Raw genomic sequence first — 13843 nt, 5'->3', positions numbered from 1 at the left:
TTTATATGCTTGTTGATACCTACAAGGTTTTACAAACCTTGCAGGAAAGTTTGTATTATCTAAAAATCTAAACTCTGAAATCTAAAATCTAACTAAAATCTAAAATCTAAAGAGGCCTGTCTTCCTTCTTTACTCCCCAGGTTGTCGACGATTTGCTTCCCATATATAATTTTAGTTCGCCTCCTTTTATAATCATGTCATGTGTTATGTATGATTTGGTATAGGGTTTTCCATTATATTCTGCTTTTTGAATATAAATATTTGCCGCATTGTTGTCTATTGCATTTATTTTAAATGAAATATTTTCTTTATAATGAATTACAGCATTGTTTACCAGCGGACTTCCTAAAACATAAATTCCGTTTGCGGGATTAACCGAATAAAATCCCATGGCAGATAAAATATACCAGGCAGACATCTGGCCTAAATCTTCATTTCCGCACAAACCGTCTGGCTTTGTTGAATAGAACTTATCATCGATTTCACGAATTAATTTTGCTGTTTTCCAGGGCTGTCCGGCATAAGCATATAAGTATGGTGTATGATGATTTGGTTCATTTCCGTGCGCATATTGGCCTATTAAACCACTAATGTCAGGAGAAACATCTTCTCCTTCTACTTTATCGGTCAGTAAAAATAATGCGTCTAATTTGGCCAAGAATTTATCTTCACCTGCAAATAAATCAATTAAACCATACGGATCCTGAGGTACCAGCCATGTATATTGCCATGCATTTCCTTCTACATAATCATCTTTACGATGTACCGATGAAAGCGGGTTAAAAGGTGTTCTCCAGTTTCCGTCTGCTAATTTTCCACGCATAAAAGTGGTTTCTTTATCAAAATAGAGTTTATACAAATTCGCTCTTTTCATAAAATAAGTATAATCTTCTGTTTTGTTTAATGATTTTGCCATTTGGGCAATAGCATAATCATCAATGGCATATTCTAAAGCATTTCCAACAGACTCCAGCACTTTATCGGCCGGGATATATTCTAATTTCTGAATATAGTCCATTCCGTCGCGTGTCTGCATGGCCGTTTTTTTCATTGCTTCGTAAGCCAGTTCAGTGTCATAATCGCGATAGCCTTTTAGATAAGCATCTGCAATAACAGCAATGGAGTGATTTCCATTCATAGTATTGGTTTCATTTCCCATTAAATGCCAGACCGGCAATCTTCCTTGTTGCTGATAAATGGCTAAAAAAGATTTAACGATATCATTGATTTTATCTGCCTGTGTAATGGTATATAAAGGATGGAGCCCGCGGTAGGTGTCCCAAAGGGAGAAAGTGGTATAGTTGGTAAAATTAGCTTTTTCGTATACTTTTTTGTCTGTCCCTCTGTAATCTCTGTTTGCATCATTAAAAACCGAAGGTGCAAACATGGTATGGTACAACGAGGTATAAAAAACTTTCATCGTTTTATCACTCGCTTTGATTTGAATTTTGCTCAACTCTTTGTTCCATTTTGAATTTGCTTCTTTTACAATTTTATCAAAATCCCAGTTCGGAATTTCTGATTTTATATTCGCAGAAGCGTTTTCAAAACTGACCGGAGAAATACCAACTTTTACTAGAACTTGCTTATTTTTTAGGGTTTTAAAATCTAAAATGGCTTTCATTTTTAAACCTTCGCCTTCATTTCCTTTTACCGGAGCAATACTGTCATACAAAGCAATATTTGCAATGGGCTCTGAAAATTCCATAGCAAAATAAATACGCTGATCTGCTGCCCACCCTGCAGAATAACGGTACCCGACGATTTTTGTTTGGTCTGTTTTTTTTATAAAAGTTTTTACGGGCCTGTCCCATCCTATTCCGTCTGCGAGATCTAATAAAACGTGAGAATCGGCAGTGGTATCAAAAGTATATTTATGAAAACCAACTCTTTCGCTGGTCGTTAATTCTGCCTTAATTTTATATTTGTCTAAAATAACACTATAATAACCCGGTTTTGAAATTTCATTTTTATGCGAAAAATAAGAACCGTAACCTGTCGCCATATCTTCTTTTGTCCCTTTTGTAAGGGCAACTTTTCCTGATACGGGCAACAACAAAATATCGTTTAAATCTCCAATTCCTGTTCCGCTCAAATGTGTATGCGTAAAACCCAATATGGTATTACTTGCATAGTTGTAGCCACTGCACCAGTCCCAGCCTTCAAAAACATTTACGGGTCCTAACTGAACCGCGCCAAATGGAACATTGGCACCAACAAATACATGCCCATGACCTGCTGAACCAATTATTGGATCTACATATTGTGTATAGTCACTGTTTTGCTCCGTTTTCTTTTGCTGTGAGATTGCAGAATTGACTATTAATAAAATGAAAATTCCGCCAAGAATTAATCTGTTATATTTTTTTGACATAATTTTTTTTAAGGTTTTGAGATTCAGAAGCTACTGGTTAACAAAGGTTTTAAATACTATTTTTTTATCACTTTTACCTTTTTATTTTTGATTTTTTAGCTCTTTTGCTGAATGTCTAAAGTTATTTAAAAATGTTCCATCTTTTTCAGCAGAAGCAATTTAATCTTTGCGAAAGAAAAGCAACAAAATCAATATAGTGTATATTCTCAGCAAGAGTAATTTTAATAGAAATAAAAAGTAAAATAAGCCGGGCAGAAATTACCCGGCTTATCTCATTATTTAATCAAATGATTTAGATTTTATCCCACCAGATTCTGGTTGTCATCAAATCAAGACCCTGACGCTGTATTGCTGCCTTATAGTTCTCCTCATTTGTAAGAAGTTCAGACTGATCATAAATTAATCTTCTCGGAATCGTACCGTTTGTTTCTCCTGTTGGATCATTTACAGGAACTAATACCGGATAACCTGTTCTTCTGTACTCTGAAAAAGCTTCAAAACCATTAAACAATAATACAATCCATTTTTGCGTAATAATCTGCTCAATTTTTTGTGCATCAGTACCCGCAGATTTAAAAGGATATGTGGTCATATACGTATTATATTCTGCATTTGTAACTGCCGGAACTTTATCTCCAAAAATAGTTAATACAGTCATTGCGGCCCTTACGCCATCTTCATAATGTTTTTGTGCAGATTCACCAACACTCCAGCCTCTAACGGCTGCTTCTGCCAGTATAAATTTAACTTCTGCAAACGACATAATCAAAGTTGGTGCATCGTAACGCAGCACTGTTGAAGTGTTAGGGTCTGAAAACAATTTTTTGTCTCCACCCGGAAATTCTTTAGCATCGTTTGCAAGTCCTTGCTGGTGAGCCGGATCATTATCTCCCGTTGCCTCTAATTTGGCATAGATCCTTAAACGCGGATCATTGGTGTTTTTTAATAAATCAATAAAAGTTTTACTGAATTTAATATTTGATTCTCCTCCGTTTAGGTCATTTCTAATCCATGCAGAAGTAATCGGATTTGTTTTAACCCCAACAGGAGCAGCATCATGTTTTAGGATAAGACTATCATCGTTGGATGTAAAAACACCTTTTGAATAGGCTTTTTCTACATATTCTTTTGCTTTTGCAGGATTGACTTTAGACAAACGCATTGCCACTCTTAGCATGACTGAGTTTGCCAATTTTTTCCATCTTGCAACATCACTTTGATAATACAAATCGGCACTGCCCGCAAATGGTTTTGAGGCATCAAGAGCAGAACCTGCTTCGTCCAGTTCTTTTAAGAGGTCATTATAAATAGCTTCCTGAGTGTCATATTTTGGAGAAAAAATATTTCCGTTGTATCCTTTTCCAGCTTCAAAATAAGGAACTTCACCATAAGTATCAGTCAATTTCTGGAACATCAAAACTTTCATAATTCTAAGCGACTGAATCATGTTTGAATTTTCGGGAGTATCTTCTAATACAGATAATAACTGAAAAATCTGATTTAATCCCTTACCGTAGGATTCTCCAAAAAGAGCAGCTGAATATTCTGAAGAATAGGTATATTTTGATCCCGAACCTCCCAGTGAAGAAAAATGCTGTACGATTTGTGCGGCATAAATATTATTTCCTCTTGTGTTAGAAAAATCCTGTCCGTCAACATAAATCTCAGCCAGTGTAAACATTGATTTTATGGCCGGGTCTGTCAGAGCATTTGGATTCGTGTTCATTTCTTCGAATCCTTTATCGCAGGAAGCCAGTGTGATGACACTAACAATTGCTGCACAAAATATTTTTATATTATTTTTCATTTTTTGTATTATTAAAATTTGACATTAAGCGTTACACCATAATTTCTTGTCAAAGGCATTGAAGCTCTTTCCATACCCTGCGCATTACTGTTTGAGTAATTTGACTCAGGGTCGATGTTAGGTACTTTGTCATAAATTGTCCATAAGTTATGAGCAGAAAAAGCCAAACTTATAGATTGAAAAGGTGTTTTCTGAATATATGCTTTTGGAAAATTATAGCTTAATGAAATAGCTCTTAACTTAACAAAATCAGCATCGTATACAAAATTTGATGTTACATCGCTATAACTTCTCCAGTAATCATAGGCCGATACTGTTGTACTTACTGGTGCACCAAGCACATCTTTTCCATCCACCGGAATCCCGCCTTCACGCCCCGGAAGCGTAATTTCTGATAATCCGTAACGGGCGCCTAACTGATTTGTTGCAGAATAAATTTCTCCTCCAAATTTGGCATCAACAAATACAGAAAGTGTCAGGTTTTTATAAGTGAAATCATTTGAAAGTCCCATAGATGTTGGCGCAACACCTTGTCCTGCAATAATAAGATTTCCTCTCAAAAATTTTCCGTTTGAATCAAGTACAACATTTCCATATTGATCTCTTAAATAATCATATGCTTTAATTACTCCAAACGGCTGTCCTTTCTCTAAGACTACAGAAGCTCTTGCATCTCTGTTTCCTTCCAATGATTTAGTATTAATTTTATCAGAAAGACTCACCACTTCACTTTCATTATAAGCAAAATTATAACCTACACTCCAAGAAAAATTCTCTGTTTTTATTGCTTTTAGGTTTACTGCAAATTCGACCCCTTTGTTTAAGATTTCCCCAACATTAATTTTGGTTGTTCTAAATCCTGAACCAATAGAAATATCTGCATCGGCAATATCTTTAGTTGTTTTTTTACTGTAGAAAGTCAAATCTGTACTCAATCTGTTATTGAAAAACGTGTTTTCAAAACCAAACTCAATTGTACTTACGTTATATGGTTTTAAATTTTTGTTTGGAACCGTTTCTCCATTAATACCCAAAATAGGCTGCCCTTGTGATTCAGTTTGTCCATCCGGAGCAATATAAGTTAGTGTCAATGCATACGCCTCTGGCAATGCTCCACCTACGTTACCCCATCCTGCTCTAATTTTTCCATAAGACATCCATTCCGGTAATTTGATTATTTCAGAATAAATAAAACTAGTACTTACAGATGGATAAAAAGTGGTATTATCATCTATATACAAGGTAGAAAACCAATCCTGGCGACCTGTTAAACTCAAAAAGAGGAAATCCTTATATCCTAAATCGGCAGAATAAAAAAGAGAATTCACTTCACTTTTTGAATACAGTTTTTCTGTTTTGTCCGGTTGTGTATTGGCATAAAAATATTTAAACGGAACAATAAAATTATTTCCTTTCATTTTGATCGCATTGTATCTGTTGTCCTGGCGGTTTGCGCCGATAAAAGCATCCAGTGAAAGATTCTTAGTAATATCCCCTTTATATCCTAAATAACCCGAAGCATTAAATTCAGAACGGTTTTCTATTCTGTTTTCAATAGATCCTCCCGGACTATAGTTGATTCCTGTAGGTTCAATTTCTGTATATTCGTAATTGATATCATCAATCCCCACAACAGCTTTTGCGTAAATTTTATCCGTAATATTATACGTTACTTTTGCAGAACCGATAAAACGTTTTCTAAGATCGCTGTTTAACAGCTGATCTGTAGCAAAGTATGGATTCGTATGATATACATTTCCTCCAAAATAATCTTCTTCACCACCGTTTATATCATACGGATTGCTTATCCATCTGATATCTGTGCCCGGAGTCATAAAAGTAGTTGGAAAAGAAGGATTTCGCGGAGAATCATTCAGATAAGGTCTGTTTTTACTTTTCTCAGAAATGTACTGTGCATTAGTCTCAATACTTATTTTTTTGTTTGGAGAAGAATTCAAACTCAGGTTGACGTTGTTTCGTCCAAAATTTGTTCCCGGTAAAATAGACTCATCTTTTGTATTTCCGAAAGACAATCTAAAGTTTGTTGTCTCATTCCCTCCCGAAATTGCCAGCGTATTACTAAACGAATATCCGGTTCTGTAGAAATTTTCGACATTATCTTTACCATATGCTCTGTATGGTTTTGTCGTTCCGTCAATAGCAAGCGAGGGTGTTCCGTCGTACTTATCACCCCAGGCAAAATAGTAAGAATCCCTGAGTTCCTGCAAATTTGTAAACCTCGTAGGAACGCCGTTTGCGTCCGGTGCACCTGCTCCATATTGGTCCTGCCAGTTCAAAAGGCTTGCAGGAGTATTAAAAGTAGAATTTGTACTAAAATCTACTCCAATACCAGATCCGTTTTTTCCTTTTTTTGTTGTAATTAAAATAACACCGTTTGATCCTCTGTACCCATAAAGTGCAGAAGCGGCACTACCTTTTAAAACCGAGATAGAAGCTATATCATCCGGATTAAATGATGACATACCATCTCCTTTATCTGCTCCTCCGTACATACCGGCATTTCCTTGTTGCGTATTGTCAATCGGAATTCCGTCTATAACATACAAAGGCTGGTTCAGTCCGGAGGCCGACGTCGCTCCACGGATGACCACACGGCTGGAACCTGATGGTCCTGTTACCGGTGCAGAAACGTTGACTCCGGCTATCTTACCCTGAAGTGCGTTTCCAAGGTTTATTTCCTTATTTTTTGTCAGGTCTTCACCCTTGAGTTCTCCGACTGCATAACCTAGACTTTTCCTTTGTTTTTTAACTCCAAATGAGGTTACGACCACATCTTTTAATTCCTGAGCATTTTCTAATAACGTAACAGAAACTCTGTTTTCGTTTTCCTGAAGTACTACCAATTTAGATTCAAAACCTATAGAAGATACATTCAAAGTAACTTTACCTTCCGGAACATTCATCTTAAATCGGCCTTCGGCGTCAGTAATAGCGCTAAATGGTTTTCCCTGAACCTCAATGGATGCAGCAACAACTCCCTTGTTATCTGCATCATTCACTGTGCCTGTTATTAATCGGTTTTGCGCAACAGCTCCTGCACTACTGAACAATACGATTCCTAACACTGCTAAAATTCGTTTCATAAGCATTTTTTTTGGTTAAAATTTGTTTGATTTTTGTTTGTTAATTAATTAGTTGTTTTAAAAAATTTATAAAATAGTTGAACTCTGCTTGTAATAAAAGACTTTGCTTATCTCCTGCCGAACCTAGAAAAACACAGGTTTTTGTATAACATTAATTTGTAAAATAATAGCCCAATAAAAACATATAAATATCAGTTTAATCTTTTCTTTTTCTACTAAAACGATTTAGTTAATAGGGTAAAAAATTTTTCACTTTTTTCTTTCCTTTAAAATTTTAAAATTTTTTAAATATTGGACAAGGGATCTATAAATTAAATGCCTTTGAAAATTCTTAAATACTCATTTAAAAGTGTAGTATTTCCACTAACAAATATATACAAAAGGAATTAACATAAAACATGATTTAAATATTTTTCTAATTAAATTGTTATTTTTATGCTAATTTTTGATGTTATAATCAGTTAAACGGTGTTATAAGTTATATATTGCTATTTTTGGATGTTTTTAAATAAGGCTGCTTTGATTATTTTAGTTGTTATTTAATTTGTAAAAAAATAAAAAGCCCAATCCAGGAGGATTGAGCTTAAATTAAAAATTTATTATTGATTTAAAACAATTTATTTTTTATTCTTCTCCAGTTCTTCTAATCTTTTATTTTGCTCTAAAATTATTTTAGTAAGCTGTTCGGTATTTTTTTTCTGCTCAATTGCATATAGAGTTAATTCTTCAATCTTTTGCAAAAGCTTAGCGTTCATTTCCCCCAGATTAATTCCGTTTTTCAGAACCTCTTCTTCATTTGGAATATTTTCCAGATGTTCTTTTTCTGCAATATGATTCTCAACTTCTTCAAGTGTTGGCAAAGTGTATTCTTTTTAAATACAAAATCTGACCAACCAGTCATATCAACTTTTACTTCTTTAGAATGGATTATACCGTTAACATCCAATTTATTGGTAGGGTTAATCATGCCTATACCAATATTTCCATTTGGTGCTATTCTCATTCTTATTTCAGGAGAACTACTTAATCCATCCCAAGTTAGTAAACTTATTCCCTTATTGTATCCACTCCCGTGGGACGTTCCTTGTATCATTAATTCTCCGTAATTATTAAAGGGAAAAGTACCTGTGCCATCTTCAGGAAATCTTTTGGTTCTATAGATTAGTGGTGTAGCCCAATATGCATTTGTTGCTGTCCACATTGCGGTACCATTTTCCATTTTAGGAATTGTTGCGGAAGATGCAATAATGGCATTTACGCTATTATCTGTTGAGGTAATAAAGCCTTGTGATATCGCATTTTGAAAATATAAAAACATTATTGCAAAGAATAACTTAATTATTTTCTCTTTCATTTTTTTATTTTTCATGATGACTTTCAATCAGGTTTCTTAAATCGTTATTCTCTTTCTCAACTTTATCAAGTCTTTTATTTTGTTCAATTACATATAAAGTTAATTCTTCAATCTTTTGCAAAAGCTTAGCATTCATTTCTCCCAGATTAATTCCGTTTTTCAGAACTTCTTCTTCGTTTGGAATATTTTCCAGATGTCCTTTTTCTGCAATATGTTTCTCAACTTCTTCAAGTGTTGGCAAAGTGTATTCTTTTTTAAATACAAAATCTGACCAGCCAGTTGCTTGAACTTTTATTTCCCTTGCACCAATTGAGCCCTCTACAGCAAGTTTGTGATTTCCTGTAGCTGTGGTACCAATTCCAAGACTGCCATTAGCATTTAAAACCATTTTCCTGTTTCCATAAGAGTCCCAGGAAAACAAAGGTCTTGTTATTATAGCAGCGGCAGAAGTCCGGGAATCAAACACCATAAGTGCATCATTTCCAGTATCAGTTGCTGTTTCAGTTGAAGCAGTCAAATACAGGGAAGGTCTTACATCTGAAGTACGATATCCAACTAAATTAGGTAAAAATTGTGCACTTGAGTTAGTTCCATTTCCAATCCTTATATAATCCTGAGGAGCATCACTTACCCGTAATTTTAGTAAAGTTTCGGCTCCTGTTATTGCTGGGGCATTGATTTCTAAATTTGCTGTTGGAGAATTAGTGCCTATACCAACGTTACCATTATCCATGATAGTAAAACGATTACTGCACATTCCTCCATTTGCACAGTCTAAATCATCATAAGCCCAAAATTGCAAACTATTACCATAATTTCCGGTCATATTAAAAATTGTCCATTCACTAGCTGTACCACTTACAGTTTTAGAAGGATTTTTTAATTTAATATAACCACCCAAGGGATTCGAAACACTACTAATGATACCTCCACTTACATCTAATTTGGCAGAAGGTAAGCTAGTCCCTATTCCAACATTTCCATTGTAATGAACTCTCATAATTTCAGTGGGATTTACTCCACCAACAAAAAATAAAGTTGAGGCATTTCCTCCTGTATTTGGTCCAATTCTAATGTCGCCCCCATTTCCACCCATTATATCATTAGCATATAAAAGAGATCTAAAAATTGCTTTACCATTTACATCCAATAGCACTGAACTATTTGGAGTGGATGTACCAATACCAACCGGGCCAGTAGGAGGAAAAGTATTTTGTGCAAAATTTATTTGAGCTGCTAATATTAGCAGCAAAAGATTTTTTTTCATAATTATGTTTAAATAGTTAAACCCCTTTATTTGTCTGCATTATGACTTCAACAAGCAATTGATCAGTGTTAGTTTTATAATTTTTTTTCTTAGTGAAATTTAAATGCTTTACAGCACCTAGCTTTGGATTGTTTTCTATCTGATTCAGTAAGGCCAGGCATCCGTTAAATGAACCTTCTAAAGTAAAAATATAGCTTGTTGTGGTAAATCCGTTTTGAATTATAATGTGGGGTTCCTGAAAATCAGTAATTTTAAGATGATAATTTGCACTATACGAACTTAATTGTTTTAATAAATCATTCTGGAACGATTCTGAAACATTAATATCGTATTGAGACAAAATCTGATCCAGTTGTTTTTCTTTTTTAACAAGCTGACCTACAAGATTAGGCATATTACTATCATTGGCAATTTGCTGTTTTTTATCTTTATACTCTTTATAATACATGATTGTATTTGATATCGCAAAAGAATAACAGATATACAGGATTAAAACAAATCCTAATACAAGCAACTTATTTTTCTTGTTTAGCTTCATTTATCTCAACGTAATTTTAATAGAAAACTCCGTTTCATTAGCATCATTTTTTCCAAAATGTGTAATGAGAACTTTGTCAATTGATCCTTTTTTTTCTATCTCTTCAATCCAATGCGTAAAATCATCATTAGAAAGCGTTGTGCCTCTAATAGTTATCACTTTATTTGTTGTAACAACAGCTTCTTCTGCTTTTATTTTTTTCTCTAAAGGATTGAAAATTAATTCTGTTAATAAAATTGAGGATGGAATTCCTTTAGCAATCTCATTTATCAAAAGTGAACTTTGAGAGTCAGTTTTTCCAACACTGTTTTTTACTTTTTCTTCTTTTATTATAATACGCTGCTTGATTTTAGCAACATCTTCAAGTGACGATTTATTGACTAAAACAGTCTCTGTTGTTTCTTGTGCTAATTTATAATAGTGGGTAAAAAAGATAAAATTCAACAATAAAATACCTAACACAATTCCGATCATTATTTTTAATCCTTTTACAAAAAATTGCTTTTGATTGTAGTTATCATGCAATTCGTCACTAAAAGATACAACAGAACCCGAATTATCAGTTGTATTTAGTAGTAAACGCAATATTCCTGAAAAAGCCAGCAAATGCCTGTTCTCAACTTCAAGTTCATTAACATTGTAAGTAATTGAAGACTCCAAAACATTTGTAGAAATTATTTGTTGTTCTTCCTGTTTTGAAATTACCTGATTATTTGTAAAAATTTGGTTTTCATTTACGTATCCAAAAATTTCAGATAATGCACAAACGCCCAGACTAATTCCTGCTACTTTAATCTTTTGTTTATCATATTGATTCACTATTTCGTCAAGATAGGTTTTTCTGGTAATGGCAATTATAGATTTTGTTTTTAATCGCCAGATTTCAAAATAAAACTCTTCCCAATTTGTATTAGGAAACGCTTTATGGAGTAATTTATCATCCGAAACTTCGATGCTCAGAACTTCCTTTTGTATAACCTGATTTGTATTAAGAATTAAAAAGAAGGGTAATTTCACATCCCATTTTTCAGCTATTTTTTGATTATAACTAACTCTGTCTTTTTTAGAAATAACTAATCCTTCCTTCTTTTCTTCAATCAAGAGTACAGTAATCTTCTCTTCATTGTTTAAAGTAAAATGCTCAATTCCAATATATTCTTTACCAAGCAAAAGTGACGTTATAGACGGAAAAACCATTAGTAAATCACTGTTGGTTTGATTAGTACACTCAATTTTTTCCTGGAATCTTCTCGTTTACGGGAACTGAATAACCATTTAATCACCGGAATCCTTGATAGTAATGGTACTCCGCTTCCTGAATCATTTTTAACCGATTCTTCTAATCCTCCCAAAACAATCAAATCCTGATCTTTAACTCTGATTATTGACGTAAATTCTCTTGAATTAATACCCGGAGGAGCATCCTTATCTACTTTTTGTCCGTTAAAACTCGACTGAATAACTTTAATGTCCATAGTGACCTGCCCATCGCCGGCAACTAATGGCATAATCGTAACAGACAATTCTGCGTCTATTGGCTGATAATTTTTAACTTCTGACGCCTGCGGAATCTGAGATCCGTAATAATTTTGATTGGTAACTACATAATATGTTGTTTCTCCTATAGACAAATAGGCTTTATGACCGTTTAAAGTTGATAATCTAGGGGATGATCTCACTTTCAGATTACCATTCGTTTCCATAGCTTTCAGGCTCAAATAAAAATTTGGTACTACTTTACCAATATTTAAAGACCCAAATCCGCTAAAACCATCAATAATATTATTAATTGTTTGTGCTCCCAAATTAATATCTGCATTCGGAAAAACAGTTCCTGAAGTTGTAACTGGTTTATCTCCTATTCCTGCCTTGATACCTGTTTCTACAGTAGCCGATCGGTTTACTTCAAGAAGCATTACCTCAATTAGAATAACGGGTACAGACTTGTCAATGTATTTAATAAAAGATTCAAATCGCTCAATACTTGCTGCTGGTCCATTAACCAAAAAGCTATTAAGTTCCTTATCTATTTTAATATCTAAATCTTTTTTAATTTCATCCGGAATAATTGTCAATATAGATTCAGAAGGCACATTGCTGCCGGAAGATGAGGAAGATGATGCATTATTTGAAAAATTATTCTGATTTTGGTAGTTTGAATTGTTTTTTGAATCAAACGTATTGTAATTAGAATAACTGTTTGTGTTGTTCAGTCTGCCTGCACTCCTGCCCTCTTTTGATGGATCACCTAAAATTTCAATAGAACGATACATCAACGGTATAGATTTTATATTCCTGACTACCAATTGTTCTTTGGTTCCAAAATAATAAATCGATCCGTTCTTCATAAAAGTAAAAGAACCTGATCCTGAATTGGCAGAAAAATTATTTTGCGAATTATTGTATTGCTGCTGCGATGGATTAGTGTTTGGACTAGCAACACCATCTGCTTTTGTTTCGAATAACTTAATAAGAAGAGCATCAAAAGTAATGTTTTTAGCCTTTACAGTTGCATTTCCTGCATTTTCTAACGGACTCGAAATAAACATATCAATATCTAATTCATGACCAATGTCATAGACAATACTTGAAATGGGTGTATTTTCAAAATCAACATCCAAAAGTTTTCTATCTGCATCAACAACAGTAAAGAAAAAATTAGATTTTCTGGAACGCTGCGGTTTGTTTTGCCTTATTGTAGCATTATTATCGCCAATTTCAGGTGTGAAATTGCCTTCAGGCTTATCAAAAACATAAAAATTATCTCTTGTTTTAGTAACATTCAGATTATTGGCAAAAGCCAATTTATTTAATGCCGCATCAAATGGCATATTTTTAATGTACACTGTCAACAACTGATTTTCCAGGCCTGGTGCAAAAACTAAGTTTTTAGCACTTTCATCCATTATTTTTCTAAAGACATCATATAATTTATCGTCTTTTAAATTAAGAGAAAGCAAATTACCATCTGTATAATAGACAACATCAATTGCCCTTACAGAAGGTGCTTCGATAGGCTTTTCATACGATTTGATTGCTAAAATATTACCTGTAAAATCAATAGTAAGATTGTATTCCTTACATAAAAAGATTAATAAATCACCAACTGTAACATCCGAAAAGTTATTAACGATATTAATTTGGCTTAAATTTGGCGCTACGCTGATATTTAATTTATGAATTTGTGAAACCCCTAATAAAAAACTGGATAAAGAAGCCTCTTTAATATTAATGTTAACTTTTTCGTTAAGTCCCGGTGCATCAGTGGTTATGGATTCTATATGGTTTTTAAGCTGCGAAATTCTATTCTCCTGCGAAAATGAGATTTGAAATATAAATATTAAAAGTATTGTTGTTATTTTTTTCATGAATCAATATCGAATCGTAAGATTTTACTGT

9 protein-coding genes are annotated in these 13843 nt (G+C 33.8%); all 9 read right to left on the bottom strand.

Annotation, left to right across the window (positions count from 1 at the left end; genetic code table 11):
- Positions 1-106: 106 nt before the first annotated feature.
- Positions 107-2374: a GH92 family glycosyl hydrolase gene (locus JOD96_RS01610; RefSeq protein WP_209562521.1), complete on the bottom strand. Its 2268-nt coding sequence runs from the start codon at positions 2372-2374 to the stop codon at positions 107-109.
- Between the two features lie 292 nt (positions 2375-2666).
- Positions 2667-4181, bottom strand: a complete 1515-nt coding sequence (locus JOD96_RS01605; RefSeq protein WP_209562520.1) for a SusD/RagB family nutrient-binding outer membrane lipoprotein — start codon at positions 4179-4181, stop codon at positions 2667-2669.
- 11 nt (positions 4182-4192) lie between these two features.
- Positions 4193-7285: a SusC/RagA family TonB-linked outer membrane protein gene (locus tag JOD96_RS01600; protein ID WP_245188317.1), complete on the bottom strand. Its 3093-nt coding sequence runs from the start codon at positions 7283-7285 to the stop codon at positions 4193-4195.
- A 617-nt stretch (positions 7286-7902) separates the two neighbouring features.
- Entirely contained in the window at positions 7903-8040 is a 138-nt protein-coding gene (locus tag JOD96_RS01595) for a hypothetical protein (RefSeq protein WP_209562518.1), read from the bottom strand.
- Positions 8041-8063: 23 nt separating this feature from the next.
- Positions 8064-8654 carry a hypothetical protein gene (locus tag JOD96_RS01590; protein ID WP_209562517.1) on the bottom strand — a complete coding sequence of 197 codons (591 nt, stop codon included), beginning with the start codon at positions 8652-8654 and terminating at the stop codon, positions 8064-8066.
- Positions 8644-9906, bottom strand: a complete 1263-nt coding sequence (locus JOD96_RS01585; RefSeq protein WP_209562516.1) for a hypothetical protein — start codon at positions 9904-9906, stop codon at positions 8644-8646. The genes JOD96_RS01590 and JOD96_RS01585 overlap by 11 nt, the downstream gene beginning before the upstream one ends.
- A gap of 16 nt (positions 9907-9922) precedes the next feature.
- Positions 9923-10444: a general secretion pathway protein gene (locus tag JOD96_RS01580; protein ID WP_209562515.1), complete on the bottom strand. Its 522-nt coding sequence runs from the start codon at positions 10442-10444 to the stop codon at positions 9923-9925.
- Positions 10445-11641 (bottom strand): general secretion pathway protein, encoded by a 1197-nt coding sequence (locus tag JOD96_RS01575; RefSeq protein ID WP_209562514.1) that lies wholly within the window; start codon positions 11639-11641, stop codon positions 10445-10447.
- Positions 11641-13812 (bottom strand): type II secretion system protein GspD, encoded by a 2172-nt coding sequence (locus JOD96_RS01570; RefSeq protein ID WP_209562513.1) that lies wholly within the window; start codon positions 13810-13812, stop codon positions 11641-11643. The genes JOD96_RS01575 and JOD96_RS01570 overlap by 1 nt, the downstream gene beginning before the upstream one ends.
- Positions 13813-13843 lie beyond the last annotated feature (31 nt).

The organism is Flavobacterium sp. 1355, from assembly GCF_017833415.1.
GTDB lineage: Bacteria > Bacteroidota > Bacteroidia > Flavobacteriales > Flavobacteriaceae > Flavobacterium.
The sequence above is the reverse complement of the archived record's forward strand: the minus strand, read 5'-3'. Positions and strand labels throughout refer to the sequence as shown.

Bases quoted from the DNA above. Each gene is read 5' to 3' on its own strand.
- JOD96_RS01610 (WP_209562521.1), bottom strand. From the start codon at position 2,374: ATGTCAAAAAAATATAACAGATTAATTCTTGGCGGAATTTTCATTTTA.
- JOD96_RS01605 (WP_209562520.1), bottom strand. From the start codon at position 4,181: ATGAAAAATAATATAAAAATATTTTGTGCAGCAATTGTTAGTGTCATC.
- JOD96_RS01600 (WP_245188317.1), bottom strand. From the start codon at position 7,285: ATGAAACGAATTTTAGCAGTGTTAGGAATCGTATTGTTCAGTAGTGCA.
- JOD96_RS01595 (WP_209562518.1), bottom strand. From the start codon at position 8,040: ATGAACGCTAAGCTTTTGCAAAAGATTGAAGAATTAACTCTATATGCA.
- JOD96_RS01590 (WP_209562517.1), bottom strand. From the start codon at position 8,654: ATGAAAAATAAAAAAATGAAAGAGAAAATAATTAAGTTATTCTTTGCA.
- JOD96_RS01585 (WP_209562516.1), bottom strand. From the start codon at position 9,906: ATGAAAAAAAATCTTTTGCTGCTAATATTAGCAGCTCAAATAAATTTT.
- JOD96_RS01580 (WP_209562515.1), bottom strand. From the start codon at position 10,444: ATGAAGCTAAACAAGAAAAATAAGTTGCTTGTATTAGGATTTGTTTTA.
- JOD96_RS01575 (WP_209562514.1), bottom strand. From the start codon at position 11,641: ATGGTTTTTCCGTCTATAACGTCACTTTTGCTTGGTAAAGAATATATT.
- JOD96_RS01570 (WP_209562513.1), bottom strand. From the start codon at position 13,812: ATGAAAAAAATAACAACAATACTTTTAATATTTATATTTCAAATCTCA.